The sequence below is a fragment of the Neobacillus terrisolis genome (assembly GCF_051233475.1).
In the GTDB taxonomy this organism is placed as follows: domain Bacteria; phylum Bacillota; class Bacilli; order Bacillales; family Cytobacillaceae; genus Bacillus_BU.
On sequence record NZ_JBKFGH010000027.1, the window covers coordinates 1 to 25,455 of the forward strand.

Sequence of the window (25,455 nt, forward strand, 5' to 3'; positions counted from 1 at the left end):
ATGTAGCTCTGATTTGGTTATTTGTTTTTCCATTAAACAGCCTAACCAAGTTAACCTACGAATTTACGATAAGGAGCCAGTTTTGTTCATGATAACTTATTCATATAAAAACCACTGAATAATGCCTATTTTTAATCAAAAAACGGATCTGATGTCCGCATAACTGCTCAAAACAACACTTTTTGTGAAAATAAGGGATCTGATGTCCTCTCACCGCAAAACTTCAATCAAAATGCAGGTCAATGCAATACTTTTTAAAAAAATTTACGAAATCAAAACCCTCTGGTCCTTTATTTCATACTTTGGTAAATCCGCAACATTCATAGCACGAAAATTGCTATCTACATAAACAACATGCTTTGGTTTGAATTGCTTCGGTGAAGTTAGACCGGCAGACGCAGATAATGCAAACAATTCTTCCCGTAAAGTCGTTACATAATTAGTGACACGATAGCGCTTTTCCTCTACCACTAACGCTTTTTGAAGCTTTGGATTGGTTGTCGCGACTCCAACCGGGCAGTTGCCAGATGCACATACACCAGCACTTATACAGCCGGCCGATATCATTAATCCTCTGGCGATAACGACGACATCCGCTCCCATCGCTAAGGCAATCGCGATTCTGTCAGGAGAAAACAATTTTCCGCTGGCAAATATTTTGATTTGATCACGGATATGGTAACCGGTTAACACTTCTTGGGCAATCATCAATGCAGGCTTAATTGGTAAGCCTACAGAATCGGCCATTGCTTGATAAGTGGCTCCCGTTCCCCCTTCACCGCCATCAATGGCAATGTAATCAGGATATCGTTTGTGATAAGCCATATATTGGACGAACTCTTCAAACGTCTCCTGGCTGCCAATCACCATTTTTATTCCTACTGGCTTGCCCGTTACGTTGCGAATTTTTTCGATAAAATCAAACATTGTATCAAAATCATAAAATTCATCAAAGCGGTTTGCTGAATTAATCGTTTTCCATGGCTCCACACCGCGGATTTCAGCAATCAATGGTGTTACTTTTGAACCCTCCAAATGGCCGCCGCGGATTTTTGCACCCTGTCCTAATTTTAATTCAAAGGCTCTAACTTGAGGAATTTCCGCTTTCTTTTGCAGTTCCTCCCAAGAGAAAGTTCCGTCTGGATTTCGAAAACCAAACTTTGCAGGGCCAATTTGGGCGATGAGGTCGACTCCGCTTTTTAAATGATAGGGAGAAATTCCGCCCTCCCCTGTATTCATAAACGATTTTGCATCGTTCAATCCAAATCCGAGTGCTTCAATCGCATTTTCTCCAAGTGCACCATAAGACATTCCCGACATGCCGATTGGACTTTTCAGCACAAAAGGATATCTACATGTCTTCTCCCCAATGACAATCGCCTCATCATCTTTGTATAACCAAGGCTTCATCTCTGATTCTATAAATTTTTCATTTTTTGGAAAAAATAACTCTTGATATTCGGTCAGTTTATTGTGCTTATTGGTAGGTGCATCAATATACACCTTTGTATGAATCGATTCTGCATTATCTGCTTCCAAATCGGTGAGCTGCTTGGCGAAAAATGCATTTCGAAGATAAAATTGATTCGGTTGATCGAAATCCCGTTTGCTGCCAAAGGAAATAATGTTTTTCCCGTATTTCGCCAGTTTCACAATTTGTTGAAAATCAAGGCGGGAAAACGGTTTGCCTTCGTGATCCTCATCAAGTATGTACTGCTTAATTTCAGGGGCAATTTGCTCCATAAAATAACGAATCCTGCTGATAACAGGATAATTTCTTCTAATCGCATGTTGCTGCTGGTTAATGTCCATCCGGTGCGTTTTTCGATACAAAATAAAAAAATAGCCAATAATACCAATCACCAAAGCTAGTAGAACAGCTAAAACAATGATAACAATTGAGCTTAATATATTCATATTCATATCGCCTCTTTTCACATTCAATTTTACCATATAATGTGATTTTTCTCAGTTTGTGAGCACGGGGACGGTTCTAGTGTTTCTGTCTGGAGAGGTAGGCAATTTTCAGTTTTCTTAGGGGCGCGTTTTAAAAATAAAATGGAGACAGTAGAACCGTCCCCATGTGTTTTTCTATAAAACTGGTTTTTTTGTATCATTCCAGACTGGTGGTCTTTTTTCGAGGAAGGCTCGAATTCCCTCTTGGGCATCGGGATGTTTGGTGTTAAGAGCAATGACTTCGGTTGAATAATTGAGTGCTTGGAAATCTTCCATATTAATTTGCTGGTAAAATTGTCGCTTGCCTAGTTCAATAATATTTAAGCTTTGTTTTGTAACCTGTTTCGCTAATCTATCTGTTTCTTCATCTAATAGTTCCACAGGAACCACTTTATTCACCAAACCATGCTGCAATGCTTCCTCTGCAGACATAAAGTTTCCGGTGAATAATAGTTCTACCGCCTTTTTACGCCCGATATTTCTGCTTAAAAATACAGCAGGTGTACTGCAAAATAACCCGCTATTAATACCAGGAGTGGCAAATTTCGCTTCATTACTGGCAATCGCCATATCACTGGCAGCTACTAGTTGACATCCAGCTGCAACAGCCGCTTTTCGAACCTTTGAAATCACAAGCTGAGGAATGTCTCTCATCGTCCGCATGACAAGCTGGCACGTTTGAAATAACTTTAATACTTCATTTTCCGTTTTCGCTTCAATCTCTCTTAGACTATGCCCTGCACAAAATACTTTTTCCGAACCTTCAATGACAACTACTTTGACTTCCCTTTTCGCACCTATTTCTTTCAACAGCTCGTCCATTTCCTGAAGCAGTTGCATTGATAAAGTGTTAAATTCAGCCGGATTTTCTAAAGTGATAAAAGCAATATCCTCAGTCTGCCTAAATGATAAAAATTCCATTTCCCCACTCCTCACCATTTTTAATTGCACTAATTATAGTTTGAATGTTCAGTCAATTGTCGTCAACCAGAAAAAAAAACTATTTTTTGATACATGGGGACGGTTCTAGTGAATCTCAAATTTTTATGTTTTTATCAAAATCCTATGTAAATCTTTAATTTTTTAAAAATTTTGTCAAAAATGCTCGATTTCTGAAAACGTTGCTATATACTTTAATTTGAGAGAAGTAAATTGTATGGGAGTGTTTATTTAATGAAATACGATGTAGCCATTATTGGTGGAGGAATCGGCGGTTTGTCGGCAGCTCTTTTTACTGGTCATGCAGGATTAAAAACGGTTGTCTTTGACAATGGTTCCTCACAGATTAAACAAGTATCTTGTCTAAATAATAATTTAGGGACACCAGGAATTTCTGGTGAAAAGTTACTTGAACAATATCGTGATCAACTAAAAGATTATGCTGAGCTTAAGAGTATAGAAGTAGAATTGCTTCAAAAAGAGGGCTCGGACTTTATTATTCAAGCCAATGGTGAAACATATGAAGCGAAATGGGTAGTGGTCGCAACCAATTTACAAACTAAACTATTAGAATCGTTAGGATTTCAAATCGGAGTCAATGAAAATATCAAAAGCGGAAAGATTAAAAAGGTAATTGGCGTAAACTATGAAGGTGTCACGCCAATTACAAATCTGTATATTGCCGGATTATTAGCCGGTGTACCTAGCCAAGTAATGATTGTTGCCGGACAAGGTGCAGCAGTGGGTGTTCGGATTGCCCAGGAAGCAACTGAGACTAAATATATGTGGCATGATCAATGATTTCAACTAAAAGAGCGGCTCAATGGGGTGATTGTTCTTCTCCCTTAAACTTGAGCCGATCTTTTATATTGGATTTGGGATTTAATGTGAAGTAAATGGAGTCAGCAGAACCGTCCCCTTGCGTTCCCTTGCGTTCATTCGAAAAAATGATACGGGAGAACCGTCCCTATGTAACCGGAATAGGCACGCCGAGAATTAATTCATTCTCTTTCACAATACAATCATATACCAGGATCTCCACACCTTGTTGTGATGCTTGTGATAAGGCATCGGCGAAAGCGCCGTCCATTTCTCTGTTAGGGGCAAAACCGGTGCAGCCTTTCATTTGTACGACAAACAAAATCACACCTCTGTACCCTTCTTGGGCTGCTTTAGCTAACTCTAAAACGTGTTTCGTCCCTCTCGAAGTTGGTGCATCCGGAAACAATGCCATTCCATTGTTCTCAAGGGTTACTCCTTTTACTTCGATAAACCCTTTTTGATGGTCTTTTTCAAAATAAAGATCGAACCTCGAGTCACCATACGTCACTTCTCTCCTTACCGTGTCCACCAAACCAAACTCGGCTATTTTTCCCGACTTGAGCGCCTCAAAAGCAACAGTATTCGTAGCTTGCGAATCAATATTTACCCAACGGCCATTTTTAAGCGCTGCAACCAACGAGTATTTCGTCTTCCGGTTCGGATTATCACTAAATTCCAACAGAACTTCCGCATCCGGTTGAAGCAACTCTTTTAGGCGGCCGGTATTTTTGATGTGTACCTTTTCTGTTGTGCCGTTTATCAGGACCTCTGCAATAAACCTGTTTATCTTTTTTACCAATCGGCCATGTACGACTTTCCCATACTTCATGAGTTCACCCTTCATTTTATCTAATCATTTTGGCTTTCAATTGCCCAATAGATTAATTTTATACATACCCTTTTGATACAGACTTTCTTTCGAACGACTTTTCTTTATACTTCTGGAAAAACCAAATAACACTACAGAGCCAAAATCCACTAGCAAAATATCCAGCGATTATATCGCTTGGATAATGAACACCTAAATAAATCCGACTAATACCAATCATAAGGATGAATACGCTGCTCATTACAATCAGAACAGTTCGCCCCAATCGATTGGGGATGTGACGCCACAATAAGAATGCTATTATTCCATAAACAGCTAACGCATTCATCGCGTGACCGCTTGGAAAACTGTATCCACCAATTTCAACGAGACGATGTAAATCTGGACGCGCCCGTTCAAAAAAGTTTTTTAAAATCCTGTTCAGAATAGGTGTCCCTATAATCACAACCGTGAATAAAACAAGTTCTGAGCGACTTTTCAGCACCTTATATAAAAAGAATAGAACAAATATGCCAATTACCATAATGGAGTCTGTATTTCCAATAAAAGTGAAAAATTTCATAATAGCGGTTAGGGTCAAAGTCTCAAAACCCTGAACGAAAGCTATCACGGTTTTATCAAAAATCAAAATATGATGTGTGTTTATTGCTAAAGCCATTATACTGAAGCCAATAAGTGAACCTACACTTAGTAGAAAAGCCCATAGCAGCTGTATCTTTAAATTCATAGAAAGCCTTACCTCGCATTTTTCATACTTCACTTCAAACATACTCGTCCTTTATTATACCTGATAAGAACTTTAGGAATGTATTGCTTTGTTTTTTCCGTAAAAAAAACAATAATCCCAATCCCGTGATATTGCCGATAAGCTCTAATCATATATATGATAGGGTTAGTAAAAAACTCTGAAATGAGGTGTTCATCAATGTTGCAGTTAAAAGTAGGGTTAGTTGGCATCGGAAAATTAGGTACTGCGATGATGAAGCATTGGATTAAAACCAATATTAAAATAGGCATCTATCATCCTAATGTGGAAAAAGCGCAATGTTTTGCGGAGAAATTCCCAAATAGTTATTGCCTGACAGAAAGTGCACTAAGGCAATTGGATGTTTTGATTTTAGCTTTACCGGCCGTAAGTGTTATTCCTTTTGTCTCGTCTATTTATGAACCAAATTCGCCTTCCCATCCCCTGTTGATTAATATGGCAACCGCTCTTGATACAAAAAAGATTAAAGGAAAGTTTCCAGCGCTAACTGTTTTCGGGGTGAAATATATGGGCCACTCGAAAGACTTAATGGAACAGGGCAATGGCTTGTTTATAACTGAGGCTCCTTTACCAAAAGATATTGAGGAACTTTATCGGGAACTTGGAGAGATAAAAATTGATACTGAACAGGCATTATCTGAAGTGAACAAATTAGCAACCTATCTTGCTATTAAAGCTGCGATTGATATCGAGAGGGAATTTGCAAAAAGAGGATTCCCGCCTGAATATGTGAAAAGAGCTCTTACCTCTTTAGCACCCGAAGTGATACGAGGGTATTGTGAAGGGAATCTAGGACACTTTGCTCAGGAAATCGTTAAAGAAATTAAAGGGGAAGATTAAGATACGACGTTTCCTTTCTTCCTTCATTTTCCTTTAATACCATTTTCTACATTTCACCACAAATACATTAGTCTTAAGTTATTACTGACAAATCGCCGTTTTTTATCCCAATTTTTGAAATTAACGGATATTTAAAAAACTGTTGGTCTTTTGTTTCAAAAACCGTTTTTCTTTTAATGCCTTTTCTTTGTTATCTTCCGGATTAAAAGAGAATATTCCCCAGAGAAACTCTTCCCATTCCGGGCACACAAGCTAGAAAAGGCGGCTTAAACAGCCACCTTTTCACTATAATTATTATTGAGCCGGTTCTTCTTCATTTCCTTCTTCAGTGCTGTCATCTTCAGTGGTGTTATCATCTGTTTCTGCATCTTGATTTTCTTCAGTGTTAGGTTCTTCGTTTTCTTCATCATTATTGGTACATCCAGTTGCAAGTCCTACTAACATCATAGCTGTCATTAATGCCAGTATCCATTTTTTCAATCCACTCATTTCCAAATGCCTCCTTGAATGACGATTTTTGAATTACAGTCTTATCATACAAAAAAATTTTGAAAATAAGAGTGGATTGTCTGTTTTTTTACAATAGTTTGCAAATTATTAATCTTCTGAAGAAATAATTTACGCAGCTTTAAATTTTTTCAAAACCTTAGTCCCATTTCATTTTCTCTTATCCTTCACAAGTCCTATTGATTCAGACGTCCCTTGTTTCTAACTATTTAATTGTTTCACTTTCACAGGCTTTTTTTCTTTGCTTTCTTTTATTATTTCAGCGATAATACTTATCGCAATTTCCTGTGAAGTTTCTGAGCCAACTTCTAAGCCGATTGGGGAATGGACTTGATCCAGCTGTTCCTGGCTTACACCCTCGCCTTTTAATTTTTCAAATATGTTTATGACCTTGCGTTTACTGGCGACCATCCCGACATAGGCAACAGGAAATTGCAGGGCCGTTTTTAAGGCAATTTCATCGCTATCTTTTGTAAAAATAGTAACATAGGATTTTCCATTTAGGTTTGCTGCCATCAGCGCCTTTCCAATATTCTCGTTCACAAAAAGGTTTGTGGCATTCGGAAAGCGTTCCTTCGTGCAATAATCAACACGATCATCGACAACGCAATATGGATATTCAAGGAAATCGGCAAGCTTGGCCATTGCATAGCCTAGATGACCAGCTCCAACGAGAACGAGTTCTGGCCTGGGAGTATAGACTTCAATAAAGACCCGCAACGTGCCGCCGCAATTCATGTGAATTCCATCTTTAGCATGTTTATTCAATTTATATTCAACCGTTTTTGATTGGCCCTTTTGAATCGCCTTTACACTTTCTTCGATGATATAGTGTTCAGCCAAACCCCCGCCGACGGTTCCTTCAATCGAACCGTCACGGTATACAATCATTTTGCCAACATGCCTGGGAGTCGAACCCTTTGATTCTATAATCATTGCTAACGCAAAGGTTTCGTTTTGCCGTTCCAACAGGGCCACTTTTTCCATCAAAAGCATTAATATTTCCCCCCTTTTTAATTCAGTTGATACCGCTTCAAGCTAAGGAAATAACGTAATAGATTTAAGGCGACGGTTCTTCTATATACCGCTGTGGACCGCTGGTCGTCGATCGGTTTAATGATTTTATCAAAGTCCGACACAATCATAGCAATATCCGCATCAGCTAATGGGATCGTTTTTCCAATCAACTTCTTCTCAATATCAATAGAACGCACCATCGTTGGTCCAACTGCTCCGAAAGCAAAGCGTATGTCCTCGATGCGATCGTTGCTGATCTGGATCAAACCTGCAAACGATACTTTGGCAATGGCATCTGCGTTTCGGTTGCCTACTTTTTCAAAAACAACACGAGAACCTTCTTCTAATACGGACGGCAAAATAATTTCAACTAAAATTTCGTTTGGCATCCGTTGAACCCGCCGTGGACCTTGGATAAAATCACTTATCGCAACCACTCGATCACCATCAACTGAGCGTAACAGAAGCTTTGTATTGTATACATATAATAAAGGCAGGGTATCTCCGGCCGGGGAGGCGTTGCAAATATTACCGCCTAATGTCCCTCTGTTTCTGGTCGCCGGTGCGGCAATCGTTTTGATCGCTCGCTTTAATGGCTCAGGTATCAACGGATTTTCAAGTAGTTCACTATAGGTGCAACAGGACCCAATATGGAGATCCTTGTTTTTTTGAACCACCTGCTTAAGTTCAGATAGATGATCTATAAAAACAATCGGTTTGATGATTTTTGGAGGTACTCCCCGTCGACTTTTATGAAGGACCATGACATCCGTACCACCAGCCATAATTAAACAGTCTTCTTGATTTAACTGGCTCAAGGTTTGTTCTAAACGATCGAAACGGTATGCGGTTATTTTCTCTACCATAAGCCGTCCCCTTTTTTCGCTGCTAGGTTAATTGCCTCAACGATCATATTGTAGCCTGTACAGCGGCACAGATTTCCGGAAATGCCTTCGCGAATCTCAGCCTCTGATGGTTGAGGATTTTTCGATAATAACGCAGCACTTGCCATAATCATCCCCGGAATACAATAGCCGCACTGTACTCCCCCGGCAATGGAATAGCTCTCATCCAAAATCTTAAACTGTTCGGTCTCACTTAAACCTTCGATGGTTTGAATATCAGCGCCGGCAATCGAGCCAATTGGAATCAGGCAGCTGTTTTGCAGAAGGTTATTCACAAACACACTGCAGGCTCCGCACTCCCCTTCGCCACAACCTTCCTTTGTGCCGATTAACTCAAACTCATCTCTTAATAAGTCTAGTAATCTTGCTGTGGCAGGAGCGTCCGTTTCGACCAATCTTCCATTTAGATTAAATTTAATCAACCCGCTTCACCTTCTCTCGTCCAAAGACTTTCAATAACGACTTCCGGTGTGATCGGTATTTGCTGAAAAGATGTTTGCAGGGCATCCTCAATCGCTGCTTGGACTGCCGGAGCTCCGCCGATCAAGGTCAATTCACCGGCCCCCTTTGCCCCATATGGACCATCTGCATAAGGATTATCAAACACCTTGCTTTCAATCGTGACAACATCCATGGAGGTTGGCGGTCCATAATCGGTAATACTTTTTTGTTGAATTCGGCCTTCTTTTGAGGTCATTTTTTCGAGATAACCGTACGCCAATCCTTGAGCCAATCCCCCATCAATTTGGCCTTTCATAATCCGTTCATCGATTACCTTGCCGACTTCATAATTACCATATACATTTTCTAGCTTTACATTTCCGGTTAACGTATCCACTTCGATTTCAACAAAATTCACGCCCCAGGAATAAGCAGGATAAGCATCGCCAGTAAAGTTCTTTTCGTCCCAAGGAATCATTTCACGGTGAACATAATGCTCCACCACTTCTTGTTCTACCCCTGATTTCCACTGGGCTTTTAGGTTTTTGGCTGCCCGTTCAAGCAGTTTCCCAACAATCATCGTCGTCCGGGAAGCAACAGTCGGACCGGAATCGGGAACCTCTTTCGTATCGGGATCAGGGTAGAAAATGTCCTCATACGGGAGGTCGAGTTCTTGGGCGACAATTTTACTCAACGTCGTATATATGCCTTGTCCCATATCAGAATTGGAGATTTTCAGCATAACCTTGTGGTCCTTTGATTTAACTAGCTTCACGGTTGCTTTAATATGATCTCGTTCGCCGCTGCCTGTAAATCCACAGCCATGAAGGAACAGCGACGTACCGATCCCTTTTTTATACCGCCCGTTTTGTTGATTAAAGAGCTGAAACTCTTCCTTTTTCTTTTTATAATTTGTCGTGTTAACTAGGTCCTCTATCATTTCTTCCATTAAAATAGGGTCTCGGAATTGACCTTTAGTGATGGTGGGGTCTCCTTGTTTGACGAGGTATTTACGTTTATATTCAAGCGGGTCTATTTTTGCCAGTTTGCTAAGATGTCCGATATGGCTTTCAATTCCGGCAAAACTTTGCGGAGCACCGAAGCCTCTAAAGGCACCGTTCGGAACCGTATTGGTTTTTAAAACATAGCCTTTGGCATGAAAATGAGGAATTTTATAAACACCGGCGCTGTTGATTAAGGCTCGCTGCAGCACGACAGAGCTTAATCCTACATTCGCCCCGCCATCGAGAAAAATCTCAACCTGCATGCTTAAAATATTTCCTTCCTTATCGAGCGCCGTTTTATAGTTGATTTTAGCCGGATGCCTTTTTGTCGTGACAACCATGTCTTCAGAACGATCAAACACGAGCATCACTGATTTTTTGACCACTTTTGCAGCCACCGCTACATGACAAGCCATCATCGAAGGATAATCTTCCTTGCCGCCAAACCCACCGCCGGTTGGACTTTGGACAACTCTAACCTCATCATCACCACAGGCTAACGCGTTTAGCAAGGCATTTTTTATATAATAGAGACATTGCATCGAGCCTTGGACGACAATTTCATCATCCTTATATATGCCAAGCATCCCTTGTGGCTCAAGATAGACATGCTCCTGATAGCCTGTTTCATATTCTTCTTCAATGATTTGGTATGCTCCCTGCTCGATGGCGGAAATGACCTCTAAGCTTTCCCCGAATTCATAGCTTGCCATCGTAACCCCAGGGGCTGATTTTTGCTTGATCGCTTCGTCAAGTGTATAAATAGCTTCGTGTTCTTCGAATTCGACTTTTACGTCATCTAACAATCGGTACAGTACAGCCAAGTCTTTTCCTACAATCATCAGAATTGGCTCACCAATATAATTGACCCATTCATTAGCAAAAATGGGCTGATCTTCTTTGATAATTTTTACATAATTTGGTCCGGGAATATGCTCTGCTCCAATCGCTTCATATCCTTCAGGAAGGTCTGGCATTTGAATCGAAATGATTTTTCCATAAGCAATTGGTGACCGATACAAAACACCATAAACCATATTTTCCACTTTTACATCACTAATATAGGGCAGCTGCCCCGATACTTTCCCTTTATGGTCCTTTTTGGGGACGGAGGTGCTTATGTCTTTGGGATTCATTGCCACAACACCCTTCGACTCATTTTTAAGGAGACATAGATAAATAGACGCCTCTTTCTTCGATTTTATAAATGAGGATGATATTTTATGATTAATTTTTGTTCTTAAATTGGATTGTTTTTCATTATATTTTTATTTGGCAATCATTTACACCTTTATGTGAAAAAATCTGACTGCTTTTTTTGTGTTCATAAAAAAACGCAACTTGGTTCGACTAGGCATTAATCGAATCAAGTTGCGCATTTAAAAATTAATCAGAAATACAATTGTTATAATAGTCTACTGCTTTTTGATAGTCTTCCGGCGTATCAACATCCAGTAGGAATCCCGGATCATCTACATTAAAGTATTTCTTTTCAAAGTTGTTTAATACCACACGCAAATTACTTTCCGGACTCTTCTCAAGAATTTTTTGCTTCACTTCATTTGATAATTTAATAGGATGACCACCTTTATAATTAAAACTAGGAATGACCACTTTCCCCTGTTCTTTAGCTAAAAGCTGAACAGTACTTTTTTTAACAAGAGGACAATCCCCGGGGGTTATAAAGAAGGTAGATTCATTAAGTTTTGAACATCCCTTTTGAATGGAACTAAACATTCCCTGGTTAAAGTTTTCATTATAAACAAACTCTATTTGAAAGGAATAGACATTTTTTTTTCGGATTTTCGTTACTTCCTCCTGAATGATGTCTGCCTGATACCCACCTACTACAATGACCCTGTTGCAAATTCCTTCAAATTTGGAGATGGTTTGCTCCAAAACGGTTATTTGACCTAGTGGCAAAGTCATTTTAAACGCATTTGCCCGACTGGAATAGCCGGCTGCTAGGATGATTGCTTCCAGGTTGGTCACCTCCATGGATAGTTCTTGTCTTGCGTTTTTTCTTGACAGTTCGAAGGGACGGTTCTCGTGTTCAAGTTAATCATGGGATTCATAGTCGCAAAACAAGTTTTCAGAATCACTCGTATCTCACTACACTACCTATTCCCTCTAATAGCTCTTGCCATTCCTTTGTCGAACCTAATGTAATATGTACCGGTGTCGATGGATGATCTGTGTACTCTATTATCCATACGCCATTTACCGAAGGAAGGAAAAAGACAATATTTTCAAGTGAAGGGTCTTCTTCATAACTAGGAATATGAAAAAAAGAAATATTATACAGTGACCAATCCTGTTTGTCTAAATCTTCAACAAACTGGTGAAAGCTGTGTTCCTGCTTAGGTGAGAATCGACACATTTTCTGAAATTTTTTAAGTCTTCCCTTATGACTTAGTAAATCAAAGGCTTTATCAGATAGATTAAAGGCTTCCATATCATCAAACCGATTTGTTGAAAAAGAATAATAATCTTTTATTATGTTCGGAATTTCATCGCTAGAAACATAGGCAAATTCATGGATAATATCGCGCTCAATCACATGTGTAAGCCAAGTGTTCTTCTCAACATGGTGGAACATTAATAGATTTTGGTTCGGTATATTCGTGCAGCGAAGGATCCAATTGGATTGAATATATTGAGTGATAAATTGTTGCATTTCTTCACTTAAGGGGATTTCATCTCTTCGTTCTTTTTCATAATCCCATAGTCGTTTTAGCTGAAGTTGATGAATCGTCCCTTCCATCATTGACGTCCATTCAGCAGGACTTTTTTCTCCGACCGCAGCTTCTTCTATTCCCTTAGCCACACTAGGATAACCACACAAAGTAACCAAAAGAGCTAGTTCCTCTGTAGTGCATGTCAGGACATGGTCCATTTTAAAAACCTTCCTTCTATAAATATGTATGATCAACTGAAATCTCAGCACAAATTATTAATTTAAAAAATTTTAAGTAAGACAAAATCCAACACGAATTTAATTATGTAGTAAATTGGGATACTAATTATTGTGATGCCAATTGAAGCTATTAACATATATAATTTTCTTAAAATCCAGGGAAACTTTAACAATTTCCGATAAATGTACGGAGCAATTCCAAAATAGAGTTTCACAATAAAATTTAACATCTTTTGAAATATATTAGTAGAATTTTGAAAAACACTCATTTCATAATAGTCATAAATAATATTGCCTAATATAAGAATAAGATAACAATAGGCTACCTGAACTCCTATAATACCCATGATTAGTCCATGGATGGTTTCTAATGTATCTGTTGTCAATTTGATAACCTCTTTTAGTAAGCTTGCTTTCAAGTAGATTAATTAAGCTGATGACAATATCAAAATATAAGATGCAAAAGATATTTTATACTGTAATAAATTGGAATAGTTAAAAGAAACATTAAAAAAGTAGCTACTAGCATATAGAGTTTCTTTAATAACCATGGATATCTCTCTAATTTTCTGTATATAAAAGGACCAGATCCTAAAAAAAAGTTGGTAAAAAAATTAACTATTTTTTGAAAGATGTTTGTTGGGCTTCTAAATATCCCTAGTTCATAATAGTCAACCATTATATTTCCTAATAGGAAAATTAGCGCACTATAAATTACATGTATACCCAAGTAATAGACAACTAGACCTTGAATTAGCTCTAATGTTTCTGATGTCATCTTATCCACACATTTCCGCACGAAATTTTTCAATTAAATACTTAAAAGTACCTGTACCGTTTAAATACCCATTACCATGTATATCCTTTCAAATGTATCTAGTTGCCGAATTTTTTAACCTCTTCAAATTTTATATTTCATATTAAAATCAGAATGAAGATCTTGAACTAAACTTCCTGCTTTTCACCAGATTTATATTTAAAATACAAGATGTAATAAAAATTTAAAACTAAAATAGATTATTATCGCAAACAGCAACAACAACAGAGTTGAAATGAACATATAAATCTTTCTAAGAAACCAGGGATACCGACTTAATTTTTTATAAATTATAGGTCCTGCACCAAATAAAATATTTGTAAATAAGGTTAATATTTTATAAAACAAGTTGCTCGGGTTTTTAAAGATACATAAGTCATAATACTCAATCGTGACATTCCCCAATAGGATTATTAGAAAACTATATACTACTTGAACTACAAGTATCGTTGCCACGAACCCCTGTAAAATCAGTAATGTTTCAGTTGTCATTTTTATCTCCGATTAATTAAAAAGTTGATTAAAATATAACTATGAACCAATTTGAAAAAACCTTCAAAATAATATTGCTTAAATAGTTGTTTAAGTTGATCGTTAGATACTCACATTACATCCTGCCAATTCATTAAGTATTTAAATCTAAAATATTAGATGTAATAAGAATCTAATAGTGAAATATACTATGATGGTTATTATTAACAATAATATTGTTACAATAAGCATATAGATTTTCCTTAACACCCATGGGTAGCGATTTAGTTTTAAATATATAATTGGACCTATTCCGAAAAATAAATTTATAAAATAGGTAAGCGTTTTATCGAACAAATTTTTTGGATTTCTAAACACACATAGTTCATAGTAGTCAATTATGATATTTCCTAATAATAATATGAGAACACTAAATGCAACTTGTGCTCCCAATACCGCTGCAACTAATCCTTGTATTAACTCTAATGTTTCTGATGACATTTTTATCCTCTTTCTCCAAATAATTATTGTTTATTATCTAAACCATCCTTCAACAGATTTTAAGCCATTAGCTAATTTTGTAATACCATTTTCAGAGACGGAAACTATACTTTCACCAACGTCTTTAATCTGGTCGCCTACAACAGTACTTGCAACTCCCCCTACTAGACCACCAACTGCTCCACCTACGATTATTCCAACGGGTCCCCCAAAAGACCCAATTGTAGCACCAACTTTCACCCCAACTGCAATTGATGCCGCATCTGTTACAATCCCAGCAATAAATCGACCCGTTTTTTCAGCAACACTTTTCCCTTCGTTCTTTGGATCTACATACTCTGTTAGGTTAGCACCAATAGAAATCGCAGTACCTACCATTGGTATCCTCTTCCCAACTCCAGTCCATCCTTTCATATTAGCAAGTGCTTGTGCCGCTTCTTTAGAACCGAAAGTTGCCCGAATATGGATACGTTCTGAAAGAGTTGCCGCTTTCATTACACCATTAACATTTTTCGGAAATCCAGCTGCATGTTTGAGAATCGCTGACGGACTAGTATATGAGGAAACTACATTATGAATCTTTCTAGTAATTAGATTAGTGGGGGATGATTTTGAAAAATCATAAAGTATTTTAGCTATTTTATTACTGTATCTCCCCCTACTTGTCCATGAAGGATCTGCCTGGATGGTAAACTTATATCCACCTTTTACTTTTTGAAGTAAAGAAGGTTTACCATCAATATAATTAACTCTTAGTCTACTTGTGGAAATTGCTGTACCAAAGGCTGACATTGTCAATGAACCGACCAGTCCAATATCGCCCCAGCTCATTGCTTTATTAATAGTGTCAAAATAACCCAAAATCTCATTAAGCTTTAAGGTGATCCTTTTCTTTTTTGAATGAATTATCTCAGCCTCTTGGACAATTTTGTCCTCTGTCCTACTATATGTATCCATTGAAGAATCAATAAAACGCTTGATCTTTTTAACCTGCACCTCTAGTTCTTCGACAGACTGACAAGCTCGATAAATTCTTTGGTTAATATTTCTACGCTCCAAGATTTTATAATCGATATTTTTTCTTAACGAAAATAAATCATCTGTTACAGATGACAAGTTATTTGCAATTTTGGATAAATCACTATTCGATTTTTTTACTTCATCGATTTGTATTTTAATTAGCCCCAGTGAAACACACCTCCGGAAGTGACATAAATCACTTCTTGTGATTACTAAACTATATTTTACCAAATTTCGCTAATTACAAATATATTTCTACGGAATTTTTCAAAAATAAAAAGAGGGAGCTTCCCAAAGAGAAGCTCCCCCTTTTTGACGCAAATCGTTTTATAAACATATTCAGCTTTAATATTTCCTCACGTAAACATTCATCGTTGTTGAAGAAAACATAAAAATTTCCGTTTTACTCACTCAGAAATCTTCATAATTAATTTTGTGTATGGCAAATACTTAACGGTTACCTTTTCTCCCTCTTTAAATTCCATATCCGTTTCAGCTGTTAGTGTCAAATCATCAATATAAATCAATTTATATGGAATATTCTTTCTTGGTGATCTTATTTCTTCACCCTTTATGATGCCCGTTTTCGTTTCGTACTGATGAAAAATATAATAGGGTAAATCTGGTATATAAGTTCCCCCCATTGACAAGCCGACGACCGAAAGAGCAATAATCATACATGTAATAAGTATGTAACCAAAAAAATTACCAATTATCCCACCAATTCTTTCTAATATAGACATTTTCTTTAACTTAAATTGTCGTTCTTTTTCTTTCCGTTTTTCAGAAGCGTCCCAATTACGACGATAGCGCTTACTCTCTTGATATCTCTTTTTATGTTCTATTTTGTGTCTTATTTTCTTATATATTACTTTATAAAAAAATAGTCCGCCCATTCCAAAAATAAGTAATATAGAAAGCAACAAATAAAAAAGATAATAGGATGTCGATCCGAGAATAAAAGGGATCCCAACTACAATTAAAAATGTCCATATTGGATGGTCTGACACAAAGTCATTTAATTTATTTTGTAGCTTTTCAAACCTAGTCATTATTAAAAAAATCGCCCCACTGTGTTTATTTTTCAAAATTAATTGAAATTACTGTAATATATGTCAATAATAACTAAACAATAATTTTATTACCAGAATAAATTCAGGTTTATTTAAATTTATCCGCGGTTTTTATCCCAAAAAAATTACTATTTTTAATTGATATTAATTAACAGCAAAGCAGTACTAGCAAACAAAAAAACGGGCTGAGTAAAAATATTAATTGTTTCTTTTCCTACATATTAGTTTCCTCCAATATTTTTCTTGCATCTTCGCACCATTCCAGGTAAGTTTCATATACCCTTTTCCCAAACATGCCGGTTAGCAAATAATATTTATGAGCTAAATCCTCATCCTGGATTTTGGCAAGTTGATGAACTGGACCTTGAAGTTAATTTGTACAAAGTTTTACTCAACAGATTTTTCGATTGATGTTTCACTTGTTTGTGAATGAAAGGACAAAACAAACTACGAATAAAAATGCCATTTTTATAAAAAATAGGATACTGAGAAGGTTTTTACATAGGGGGTTGTGTAGTTATTATGTTACAGAAGAATATTATTTTTAAATCTGTTTTCGTTATCTCCCTTTTGATTGTGTTTCTATCTTTAATAAAACCCAATGAGGCCAGTTCTTTTTCGAACAGGATCATTCAGCGTGGAGCGACAGGTAGTGATGTAATAGAACTACAATCAAGACTTAAACATGTAGGCTTCTTTACGGGTAAAATCGATGGAGTGTTCGGATGGAAAACGTACTGGGCATTGAGAAATTTTCAATATGAATTCGGTCTTCCAATTGATGGTGTAGCGGGTTCTGCAACGAAAAACAAGCTTGTTAAGGCAACTAAAAACTATAAACCGGCAACTGCCGGGGCCAAAAATCCGACTAAAGCAACATCAACAAACACACCAAATGGCTTTTCGCAAAATGATATTAAGTTAATGGCAAATGCTGTTCATGGTGAAGCTAGAGGAGAACCGTATGTTGGTCAGGTTGCCGTTGCTGCAGTCATACTAAACAGAGTGAATAGCCAATCGTTCCCGAATACAGTTTCTGGGGTTATTTTTGAACCTGGGGCTTTCACGGCCGTGGCTGATGGCCAAATTTGGCTTACCCCGAATGCAACCTCTAAGAAGGCCGTTCAGGATGCTCTTAATGGCTGGGATCCAACCGGTGAAGCGATATACTATTTTAATCCCGCTACTGCAACGAGTAAATGGATTTGGGGCAGACCCCAAATTAAAAAAATCGGGAAGCATATATTTTGTAAGTGAGTATACGCCTTCCACATAGGTATCTAAACAAAAACGAAAATGAAGACAACTTTACAAACGGTCCCATTACGAGACAATATTAAAAGCATTGGAAATTCCAATTAGAATCGCAATAGAAATGCAAAAAAACGCATGGAATTCATGCGTTTTTTGTACATTTAGCCCACTATTTCATTACTTTTTTCCGGGCATTGAGTTCGTTATTTTTATAAAAACGCATACGATATCCCCTACCCTAGATGTTGCTTGGAACCCATTTTTCCAATTGACCAGAAATCTACTTCTCTCTAATCCAATTTCGTTACTCCACTGACCCTATTTGCCTGTATAGACGGCATAAGGTGTCGGACAAATATTCCTTTGTCTAGTTTAGCCATTAAATACGTCATTACTTCTGCTACTACGATCGCTCCTAAGATATCCAAAAGCACATGCTGTTTAATAAATTGAGTGGAAGCAATAATTAAAACAGACATCACTGTAACTGCAACCTTATAGACACGAGGTATGTCTTCAGCACCCAGATAAGCTTTCATAATCAAATAGGACGTCAAAACATGGATACTTGGAAAACAATTAAACGGTTCATCTGAGCGATAAACAAATTGAACTAAATCAATCAGCCAATCATCCCCAGTTAACTCCGGCCGAGGGACATGAGTTTGATAGACAATATAAACACCATAGCAAATCAAACGACCAATATTAAACTGCAACAACGTTTGAAAATATAATTTTCGATTCTTATAGGCCAAATATAGTAAACCAATAAATATAAAAACATACCAAAATACATATGGAATCACAAATATCTTAATCAATGGTATTTGACGATCTAAATCGGTGACAAGACTATGTACCTTAGGCCCGGGATGATTGAGATAAACATACATTAGACCTAGCAATGGGATGGATATAAGAGAGCTTACTGTCAGTAAATATGATTTTACCGTTTCCTTCTTCATACAATTCCCTCCTAATCTCAAAGAGCAAGGAAATGGGCCATATTCTTTGGCAAAATACCTTTTCTCTGTTCCTTTTCATCATATTCTAAATTTCTTAAGAAACAGTTAACGAAAATCTTAAGATATTGTGAATGTGCTCAATCATTTGAAAAAAAAATGAAGAAATTACAAAAACGGCAGTGGAATAATCCACTACCGTTTTATGATTTATATATTTGATTTTAAGACTTGATTTTTGTCCATTTGAAAAATAAAAAATTATAATTCAGTGTTTAATTTAGCAGATAATCGGGGGTGCGTTTGTCTAGTTCAGAAAAAAGATTTTTATACTGTACAATACATAATTCTCCTAAAATATAACATTTTTTAATGTAATTATGTAATTCACTAACATGTAATGGATTCCGTTTCATTTCTACTATAAAACGTTGTATTAAATCTTCTAATAACATATAAATCAGCCCCTCTTCCCCTAATTCTATAAGATTTATATCTATAAAAAGTATAACACGTGATATATGTCACACAGAATTTTTTAATAATTCAAACTTACGACGATTTTCTACAATAATTTTATTTCTTTATTGCTCCGTTATGTGAGTAAACTGGAATCAAATCTTTACTATTAATAAATAAGTTGAGTCGGTCTTAATAAAGTGACTATAATGATAAAAAGTGAAGGAGTGACGGTCTTGATTAAAATTATTGCGAAAAGTAAATTAAAATCCGATGTAAACATTGAAGCATATTTAAAGCTTGCAAATGAATTGGTTATTGAAAGTAGAAAAGAAAAAGGATGTATCGCTTATTCTCTCTATGAAGATATTAATGACCCAACTACCTTTACCATGATTGAGGAATGGGAGGATGAGAATGCTATTGAGGAGCATAACAATAGTGAGCATTTCTTAAAAATTGTTCCTGAATTAAGGAAGCTAAGAGAAGCTGGCGAAATTAATCTTTATAGAGAAGTGAAACAGGAATTCTCATAAAAAATGGTTTTCCCTTTTGCACTGATCATATACAGTGCCTATTTAACTTGGACCACAAAAGAAAGGTGCCAGGCACTAGCCTGTTTCTAGTAGCTTGGCACCAAATTTCCCTCCTTCTCCCCTTTAAGTTCCATGTTAAGTGTTAATTACATATTTGAGAAACAGTGTAGCTGCTGGTGAAGTAACTCAGTAACAAACGTTTCATTTAGGTCGTAGCAAAGTGACATTTCCATGCACAAATTATTTGATACTTTTTAAAGGTCGAACATTTTCTGTACCATTATTTGAAAAAAACCAGCCACGCAAAATGACCGGATTTTTTAAGAATGAATAGGCTTGTATTTAAAACAAAAAATAATTAAGTTTCAAAATTATTACTTCCCCACATCCTCCATCGACCAATCCTCATGATGGAAAATCTTCAAGAGAAACCGGGCTCGTGTTCCGCCGACATAAATATCCGCTGGGGTGCAAACCGGGCTGTTTCTCTTAACCCCAATAATAAACACCACGTCTGATTCCAACCCTTTAAAGGCGCGGATAGTGCTGAACTTTATACCATACTCGTTTGACCGTTCTAATTGAACGATCGGCCATTGCCCAGAACCAATTTTGTTTATATCTTTTAAACTGCTTTTTTCTTTTCTGTGTGTTGAAAGGATAGAAATTTTTTGTGGTGAAAGACCTTGGCTGATTAGCTTGTTTAATTCTTTTTCAACCAGCCGCTTTTCATCCTGATAATCTTTCCAGCCAAAATACTCAACGGGCATTCCGCCTGAGAGGCGGTAACGCAGCTTGGAGTTTTCAATTAACGGCTGGCACCATTCATTTATTTTTTGAGTGTTTCTTAGATTAATTGTTAGCTTATGCTTCGACATTTGAAAATCCTTAAGTGAGTCTAACCCATTTCCAAACAGATTCTGATGCCGATCAGCAAATATATAAAAATGACCATCTTGTTTGACCATTTGATCCAAACAAAGATACCAATTCTCTTTAAAATCCTGGCCCTCATCTACAATGATGGCATCAAATTTTTCATTTTCTTCTTTTAAAGAAAACAAATCATACATTAGATTAGGCAGCGTTTCTCCATAAAACTCATTCCAATCATCGGGTTCATCTAAACTATATCCATTGGTCCTTAACGTTTCCGTCAAAAAATCATGGAAATTCTTCCCGATAATATTTTCATGTGAAGCGTACTTGTTAAATACTGTAACCAAATGTTTGTTGTAACAAGTGAGCAGAACCTTTTTCCCTTGTTCAGCCAAGTCGAGAGCCTTTTTCATACCAATAAATGTTTTTCCTGTCCCAGCTGCACCGAAGAAAATTTTACGATGATCCTCTTCTGTTTCTTCGAGGATCCGTTCCTGCTCCTCGGTCAGAATAATGGCAGCTTGATTTGTTAATTTATCGAGTTGATCATCTAGGGTTGAAAACATTCTAAATGAGGGAGAAAGAACCTTTGTAATCAGTTGTTTCGTCGCATCAATCGGACTTCTTTTATCATAAGCTGCAAATAAAGCTTTTACTTTTCCTTCAAGGTCCTCCATATCTGAAGAGGTCCAGCAGCTTTCTTCATGCAAATCTTCAGGAGTTATCCCAGTTTTCCGTGTCGTATCAGGGAAACAAAGAGCATATCGGAACCGGAGTGGAAATTCATGGTCGTGGCTCACTGCTCGATAGCGGTTTAATATGGCAAACATTGAATCACGTGCTTGTTTCAAGGGGTCTTTTGACAGTTGCCGATACGTACCACCCTTAAATTCCTGCCAGATTCCATTCGAATACTGGACTTCCCCCTCTTTCACCTCTACTACAACAAATCCAAAGTTAGGGTGAACAATGACAAAGTCAGCTTCCCGAAGGCCATAAGGATCGGTTCGGTCATTATCTATAGAATATTTATAAGAATAAAAAACAGTATAAGTTTCTGGAAGTTCTCGTGCTTTTTGATAAAAATACCGCTCACCAGCATTTTCAATTGTACTGGGGATCAGGTCAGGAATCATTTTTGCCATATCACACGCTCCTTTCCTTACAGGTATTCTAGGTTTTTCCACTAAATACCTACTGAATAGGTAAATTTAATAATTTGGACAAAATATTCGGACATTTATCAAGCGGAAAAATATAATAGTGGTTGGTGGCGTAGAAACGAGTCAGGTCCTCCTAAACGAAAAATTCGATTATATATTTTTCACAGAAAGTGTACCGTCGGAAAAATCATCATGGAGGCGGCGGCAAAAAAAATTAACACCTGTGCCATTGGAGTTAGGGGGAAAGAGTCCTTGTATTGTTCATGAAGATGCCCATTTAAAAATGACTGCCAGGCGGATTACATGGGGGAAATTTATTAACGCCGGCCAAATATGTGTGGCACCTGATTATTTATACGTTCACGAAAAAATAAAAAATGATTTTTTGCAGGAGCTTAAATCGAAATCAAAGAGTTGTACGGTGATAACCTTCTTGAGAATAAAGAATATCCTCTCATTTTTAGTGAAAAGCATTATAAAAGACTCTGTTCTTTTTTAGATAATGGAAAGACTTTCGTTGGTGGAAAAGTAAGGAATGAAGAGCTAGTGATCGAGCCGACTGTCCTTACTGAATTTAACTGGGAGGATCCTATTATGGAGGATGAAGTTTTCGGTCCGATCCTTGCGTTTCTTGAATACCGCATGTTTTCAGAAGTAATAGAAAGAATTCAGGACCCTTCCAATGAGTAACAAATTCAGGTAGATAAGCCCAATGGTAACCGTGATTTCTATATTGATTTGCCTTGAGAAAGTTAAGCAGCCATCATTTCAGGTTCGTAACTCGTAAGGCGTTTGAAAGACCATTAGATAAACCTCCCGTTATGATTGTGTTTTGGTCGACTTAATCATACAGGTTTATCTATGGATTTTCATGTATTAGCTGTTGCATTCAATTTTACAACAGGCCAAATTATTATTTTCTATGATCTATAGAGCCTTTCATTGTCATGCATAGCTTTGTTGTGAGAGATATACACTATTCTAATTTCTATGACTTAGTAATTCCCGGATTTCACGGAAAGATAACTCTATTAATGTTTCAATATTGTCCTTTTGTGTTAGTTCATTTGTACATTTATTTAAATACGTAGCAATTCTTTTAATTCTTCTCCATCTATTAATATTATTTATGTAATTTTCAAATGAAATTTCATCTTTTTTTGAATCAAAAATAGTGAATTCCATTTTGCTAATAAATATATTTAGTAACTCTTTAACCTCGGTTGTTTTCTCACCATTATTATTGGCAGAAATAAGAATAGTTGCAATTTCACTAGTCGTAAAAATCTGTAAAGACTCATATAAATCATTTACTTCTTTTAAGTTTAATTGATATTCATTTTCTATAAGATTATAGTATTTTTCCTGCTTTTCATCTTTCTCTTTCTTTTGGTTTCGAAATTGTAAGGAAAAGACTAATAAAGCGACAAGACCTGACAAGGTGCTCCCCATCAGGGTAAATGATGTTTGAAATATTAATTTAAGTAAGTCTATATCCTTAGTATTAAATAAAATTTTTTTATTTATTAAAAAAAGGATTATTGAAAATGCAGATGTACTAGCTAAAAATAATACTATAATAGAAATAATAAAAATTGGTTTATAAATAATATTAGTAGATTTCACTTTAGTCTAGACCTCATACTATTTGTAAGTTGATTCAGTTTTTCTGCAAAATAGAAATTTGAAGTTTCACCAATTTGATTAATGTTCATATACTCTTGAATTGTATAATCCTCCTCTAGTGATTTATCAATTTTTTTCATCGGTCTAGAGGAGGCTGGTTCTTTTAAATGGTCTTTCACATCCTCTAATAGAGTTTCGTTTATTTCAAATATCAACTTTATGTCGTCCATATAATTGATATTTGATAAATCATCAATTTCTTCGCAACCAGCGTAACATATAAAATTTCTAAGCTCCTCCCACTCCAAAATATAGAGTTTACCACAATTTGTGCATTCAACCTTGTATAGTTGATTAAGAATACCATTACGGTCAGATAAAGCTAGAAAAAATCTTAGTATAGCAGGGAGATTATATCCAAAAGCCAATGAAAATCTATAAGGATTTAAATATATCGCGCCTTCCCTAACTTCACTGATTAAAAACTGTTTTAATTGTGGATAAAATTCTTCAAAAGGGAATTCAAAATCTAAGAACCGTTTTTCTTTATAAATATTTTTTAATTCTTTGTATAACATACTTTTCTTTGATTCCCCTTTCCTCTTTTAATGTATGATAATAGTGGATTTCTAAAACTGAATGGACTACCTTTAATCCAACCTCAACAAATAAAACTTTATCTTGATCTTGTAATGAGGAATCTGAAAAATTATCTCGATTAAATCTCCAGTAAACTGATAAATCAGATACTTCTTTGTATTTATGTATTAATCCTTTTAAATTCCAGTAGAATTCAGAAGTGTATATAGATTTTTTCTTTGGGTCCCGAGTAGTTGAGTTAATTAACTGTCGGTCTCTAAAACAAATACCGAAAATATAACCCTGTCTATAGTCTTTTGCTTTTAATTTCTTAGCAATCTCTTGAAAATAAATATATTTAACTCTATCGAAATACTCACTTGGGTCTGAGATTAATAGCTGGTTTTTTAAAAATGAGTTAATTTCATTTTCCAACTGTTTTTCAGACTTCTCATTTTTTTTCTCGATTATTTTTTCCACTGATTCTGATTCTTCATTAAATATATTATACAGAATTTCTTCAAGTTTCCCTTCTTGAAACCTAGAAATAGAAACGTCATTTTCAAAAATATTTGTTAAATTGCTAACAATCTCGTTTATTATTGTTGGAAGTTTGAAATTTGAACGCGTTCGATTATGCTTGTTAAGTCTAATAGTTAATAATTTATCTTCCAAATTTATTATTGCAGATACTAAAAATAAACATTTATCATTTCTATCTAAGCCTAAAGAACATGTCCCGAATCTATATAAGACTGAAATTATATTTTTTTCACTTCTAATTGAGATTAATTTTTCTTCTGTTTTAATTGTTTGAGCTATATGTCTATTTAAATAATTACTAGGAACCTTAGACATAAGATAATTAACATTAAAAGATGAATCAAATTTTAATAAATATATATGATCATGGATATCTTCAGTTGCCCATCTGTAAAGTATTTTTTCTATTAAGTTATCATTAAATCCATTATTATTTTCCTCATTTAAAACCGCTGCAATTTTTGACCATCCATTTCCGTCTGAAATCATATTTAATTTTTTTCCAAAATCCGGAACGTAATTTTTCAATAATGGCTTTAAATCTTGAATTTCAAAATTACGTAATAATGGTTTTGTATAAGCTTTCAAAATGTTCAATAATTATTTCTCCTTATTTGCTTTTAAAT

Annotated in this window: 24 protein-coding genes and 1 pseudogene; 5 read left to right on the forward strand and 20 right to left on the reverse strand. The window is 36.1% G+C overall.

The annotated features are described in order from the left end of the window. Positions 1–264 precede the first annotated feature (264 nt). Positions 265–1,917 (reverse strand): glutamate synthase-related protein, encoded by a 1,653-nt coding sequence (locus ACI48O_RS16545; RefSeq protein WP_435562953.1) that lies wholly within the window; start codon positions 1,915–1,917, stop codon positions 265–267. Positions 1,918–2,091: 174 nt separating this feature from the next. Further along, positions 2,092–2,877 (reverse strand): enoyl-CoA hydratase-related protein, encoded by a 786-nt coding sequence (locus ACI48O_RS16550; protein ID WP_435562954.1) that lies wholly within the window; start codon positions 2,875–2,877, stop codon positions 2,092–2,094. A 252-nt stretch (positions 2,878–3,129) separates the two neighbouring features. On the opposite strand from ACI48O_RS16550, the gene ACI48O_RS16555 reads away from it, so the two are divergent. After that, positions 3,130–3,696 (forward strand): FAD-dependent oxidoreductase, encoded by a 567-nt coding sequence (locus ACI48O_RS16555; RefSeq protein ID WP_435562955.1) that lies wholly within the window; start codon positions 3,130–3,132, stop codon positions 3,694–3,696. Between the two features lie 166 nt (positions 3,697–3,862). Here the strand turns inward: ACI48O_RS16555 and sfsA are convergent, their stop codons facing one another. Then, positions 3,863–4,546, reverse strand: coding sequence for a DNA/RNA nuclease SfsA (gene sfsA / locus ACI48O_RS16560; RefSeq protein ID WP_435562956.1), 684 nt, complete (start codon positions 4,544–4,546; stop codon positions 3,863–3,865). 58 nt (positions 4,547–4,604) lie between these two features. Beyond that, complete coding sequence (locus tag ACI48O_RS16565) at positions 4,605–5,273, reverse strand: phosphatase PAP2 family protein (protein WP_435562957.1); 669 nt, start codon at positions 5,271–5,273, stop codon at positions 4,605–4,607. Positions 5,274–5,471: 198 nt separating this feature from the next. On the opposite strand from ACI48O_RS16565, the gene ACI48O_RS16570 reads away from it, so the two are divergent. Further along, positions 5,472–6,152: an NAD(P)-binding domain-containing protein gene (locus tag ACI48O_RS16570; RefSeq protein WP_435562958.1), complete on the forward strand. Its 681-nt coding sequence runs from the start codon at positions 5,472–5,474 to the stop codon at positions 6,150–6,152. Positions 6,153–6,446: 294 nt separating this feature from the next. Here ACI48O_RS16570 and ACI48O_RS16575 read toward each other — a convergent pair whose 3' ends face one another. The 10 genes from ACI48O_RS16575 to ACI48O_RS16620 form a co-directional block, all read right to left on the reverse strand. After that, complete coding sequence (locus ACI48O_RS16575) at positions 6,447–6,641, reverse strand: hypothetical protein (RefSeq protein ID WP_435562959.1); 195 nt, start codon at positions 6,639–6,641, stop codon at positions 6,447–6,449. 219 nt (positions 6,642–6,860) lie between these two features. Further along, positions 6,861–7,655 carry an XdhC family protein gene (locus ACI48O_RS16580; protein ID WP_435562960.1) on the reverse strand — a complete coding sequence of 265 codons (795 nt, stop codon included), beginning with the start codon at positions 7,653–7,655 and terminating at the stop codon, positions 6,861–6,863. 17 nt (positions 7,656–7,672) lie between these two features. Further along, positions 7,673–8,542 (reverse strand): FAD binding domain-containing protein, encoded by an 870-nt coding sequence (locus ACI48O_RS16585; protein ID WP_435562961.1) that lies wholly within the window; start codon positions 8,540–8,542, stop codon positions 7,673–7,675. After that, complete coding sequence (locus tag ACI48O_RS16590) at positions 8,536–9,003, reverse strand: (2Fe-2S)-binding protein (RefSeq protein WP_435562962.1); 468 nt, start codon at positions 9,001–9,003, stop codon at positions 8,536–8,538. Before ACI48O_RS16590 ends, ACI48O_RS16585 begins: the two co-directional genes overlap by 7 nt. Then, positions 9,000–11,162, reverse strand: coding sequence for a xanthine dehydrogenase family protein molybdopterin-binding subunit (locus ACI48O_RS16595; RefSeq protein WP_435562963.1), 2,163 nt, complete (start codon positions 11,160–11,162; stop codon positions 9,000–9,002). The genes ACI48O_RS16590 and ACI48O_RS16595 overlap by 4 nt, the downstream gene beginning before the upstream one ends. A gap of 250 nt (positions 11,163–11,412) precedes the next feature. Next, entirely contained in the window at positions 11,413–12,024 is a 612-nt protein-coding gene (locus ACI48O_RS16600; protein ID WP_435562964.1) for a nucleotidyltransferase family protein, read from the reverse strand. Between the two features lie 100 nt (positions 12,025–12,124). Continuing rightward, positions 12,125–12,922: a hypothetical protein gene (locus ACI48O_RS16605; RefSeq protein WP_435562965.1), complete on the reverse strand. Its 798-nt coding sequence runs from the start codon at positions 12,920–12,922 to the stop codon at positions 12,125–12,127. Between the two features lie 1,843 nt (positions 12,923–14,765). Next, a complete protein-coding gene (locus ACI48O_RS16610; protein WP_435562967.1) occupies positions 14,766–15,791 on the reverse strand; it encodes a hypothetical protein in 1,026 nt (341 codons plus the stop codon). Positions 15,792–16,159: 368 nt separating this feature from the next. Beyond that, complete coding sequence (locus ACI48O_RS16615) at positions 16,160–16,804, reverse strand: hypothetical protein (protein WP_435562968.1); 645 nt, start codon at positions 16,802–16,804, stop codon at positions 16,160–16,162. A gap of 235 nt (positions 16,805–17,039) precedes the next feature. Continuing rightward, entirely contained in the window at positions 17,040–17,165 is a 126-nt protein-coding gene (locus ACI48O_RS16620) for a hypothetical protein (protein WP_435563078.1), read from the reverse strand. Positions 17,166–17,347: 182 nt separating this feature from the next. Here ACI48O_RS16620 and sleB point away from each other — a divergent pair, with 182 nt between their 5' ends. Further along, a complete protein-coding gene (gene sleB, locus ACI48O_RS16625; protein ID WP_435562969.1) occupies positions 17,348–18,082 on the forward strand; it encodes a spore cortex-lytic enzyme in 735 nt (244 codons plus the stop codon). Positions 18,083–18,369: 287 nt separating this feature from the next. Here the strand turns inward: sleB and ACI48O_RS16630 are convergent, their stop codons facing one another. Together ACI48O_RS16630 and yppF are read right to left on the reverse strand one after the other, a co-directional pair. Further along, positions 18,370–19,047: a phosphatase PAP2 family protein gene (locus tag ACI48O_RS16630; protein ID WP_435562970.1), complete on the reverse strand. Its 678-nt coding sequence runs from the start codon at positions 19,045–19,047 to the stop codon at positions 18,370–18,372. A 272-nt stretch (positions 19,048–19,319) separates the two neighbouring features. Continuing rightward, the gene (gene yppF, locus ACI48O_RS16635) at positions 19,320–19,499 is read right to left on the reverse strand and encodes a YppF family protein (RefSeq protein ID WP_435562971.1); all 180 of its coding nucleotides are present in this window, start codon (positions 19,497–19,499) and stop codon (positions 19,320–19,322) included. Positions 19,500–19,739: 240 nt separating this feature from the next. Between yppF and ACI48O_RS16640 the strand changes: the two genes are divergently transcribed. Beyond that, positions 19,740–20,039 (forward strand): putative quinol monooxygenase, encoded by a 300-nt coding sequence (locus ACI48O_RS16640; RefSeq protein ID WP_435562972.1) that lies wholly within the window; start codon positions 19,740–19,742, stop codon positions 20,037–20,039. Positions 20,040–20,413: 374 nt separating this feature from the next. Here ACI48O_RS16640 and ACI48O_RS16645 read toward each other — a convergent pair whose 3' ends face one another. Continuing rightward, positions 20,414–22,063 carry an NERD domain-containing protein gene (locus tag ACI48O_RS16645; protein WP_435562973.1) on the reverse strand — a complete coding sequence of 550 codons (1,650 nt, stop codon included), beginning with the start codon at positions 22,061–22,063 and terminating at the stop codon, positions 20,414–20,416. 118 nt (positions 22,064–22,181) lie between these two features. Between ACI48O_RS16645 and ACI48O_RS16650 the strand changes: the two are divergent. Then, a pseudogene (locus tag ACI48O_RS16650) lies at positions 22,182–22,771 on the forward strand (aldehyde dehydrogenase family protein). A 291-nt stretch (positions 22,772–23,062) separates the two neighbouring features. Here ACI48O_RS16650 and ACI48O_RS16655 read toward each other — a convergent pair. Genes ACI48O_RS16655 through ACI48O_RS16665 form a run of 3 tightly spaced genes read right to left on the reverse strand, consistent with a single transcriptional unit; the run spans position 23,063 to position 25,426 of the window. Then, a complete protein-coding gene (locus ACI48O_RS16655) occupies positions 23,063–23,707 on the reverse strand; it encodes a hypothetical protein (RefSeq protein WP_435562974.1) in 645 nt (214 codons plus the stop codon). After that, the gene (locus tag ACI48O_RS16660) at positions 23,704–24,285 is read right to left on the reverse strand and encodes a hypothetical protein (RefSeq protein WP_435562975.1); all 582 of its coding nucleotides are present in this window, start codon (positions 24,283–24,285) and stop codon (positions 23,704–23,706) included. The genes ACI48O_RS16655 and ACI48O_RS16660 overlap by 4 nt, the downstream gene beginning before the upstream one ends. Further along, positions 24,254–25,426, reverse strand: coding sequence for a hypothetical protein (locus tag ACI48O_RS16665; protein ID WP_435562976.1), 1,173 nt, complete (start codon positions 25,424–25,426; stop codon positions 24,254–24,256). The genes ACI48O_RS16660 and ACI48O_RS16665 overlap by 32 nt, the downstream gene beginning before the upstream one ends. Positions 25,427–25,455 lie beyond the last annotated feature (29 nt).

Bases quoted from the DNA above. Each gene is read 5' to 3' on its own strand.
- ACI48O_RS16545 (WP_435562953.1), bottom strand. From the start codon at position 1,917: ATGAATATATTAAGCTCAATTGTTATCATTGTTTTAGCTGTTCTACTA.
- ACI48O_RS16550 (WP_435562954.1), bottom strand. From the start codon at position 2,877: ATGGAATTTTTATCATTTAGGCAGACTGAGGATATTGCTTTTATCACT.
- ACI48O_RS16555 (WP_435562955.1), top strand. From the start codon at position 3,130: ATGAAATACGATGTAGCCATTATTGGTGGAGGAATCGGCGGTTTGTCG.
- sfsA (WP_435562956.1), bottom strand. From the start codon at position 4,546: ATGAAGTATGGGAAAGTCGTACATGGCCGATTGGTAAAAAAGATAAAC.
- ACI48O_RS16565 (WP_435562957.1), bottom strand. From the start codon at position 5,273: ATGAATTTAAAGATACAGCTGCTATGGGCTTTTCTACTAAGTGTAGGT.
- ACI48O_RS16570 (WP_435562958.1), top strand. From the start codon at position 5,472: ATGTTGCAGTTAAAAGTAGGGTTAGTTGGCATCGGAAAATTAGGTACT.
- ACI48O_RS16575 (WP_435562959.1), bottom strand. From the start codon at position 6,641: ATGAGTGGATTGAAAAAATGGATACTGGCATTAATGACAGCTATGATG.
- ACI48O_RS16580 (WP_435562960.1), bottom strand. From the start codon at position 7,655: ATGCTTTTGATGGAAAAAGTGGCCCTGTTGGAACGGCAAAACGAAACC.
- ACI48O_RS16585 (WP_435562961.1), bottom strand. From the start codon at position 8,542: ATGGTAGAGAAAATAACCGCATACCGTTTCGATCGTTTAGAACAAACC.
- ACI48O_RS16595 (WP_435562963.1), bottom strand. From the start codon at position 11,162: ATGAATCCCAAAGACATAAGCACCTCCGTCCCCAAAAAGGACCATAAA.
- ACI48O_RS16600 (WP_435562964.1), bottom strand. From the start codon at position 12,024: ATGGAGGTGACCAACCTGGAAGCAATCATCCTAGCAGCCGGCTATTCC.
- ACI48O_RS16605 (WP_435562965.1), bottom strand. From the start codon at position 12,922: ATGGACCATGTCCTGACATGCACTACAGAGGAACTAGCTCTTTTGGTT.
- ACI48O_RS16615 (WP_435562968.1), bottom strand. From the start codon at position 16,804: ATGACTAGGTTTGAAAAGCTACAAAATAAATTAAATGACTTTGTGTCA.
- sleB (WP_435562969.1), top strand. From the start codon at position 17,348: ATGTTACAGAAGAATATTATTTTTAAATCTGTTTTCGTTATCTCCCTT.
- ACI48O_RS16630 (WP_435562970.1), bottom strand. From the start codon at position 19,047: ATGAAGAAGGAAACGGTAAAATCATATTTACTGACAGTAAGCTCTCTT.
- yppF (WP_435562971.1), bottom strand. From the start codon at position 19,499: ATGTTATTAGAAGATTTAATACAACGTTTTATAGTAGAAATGAAACGG.
- ACI48O_RS16645 (WP_435562973.1), bottom strand. From the start codon at position 22,063: ATGGCAAAAATGATTCCTGACCTGATCCCCAGTACAATTGAAAATGCT.
- ACI48O_RS16660 (WP_435562975.1), bottom strand. From the start codon at position 24,285: ATGTTATACAAAGAATTAAAAAATATTTATAAAGAAAAACGGTTCTTA.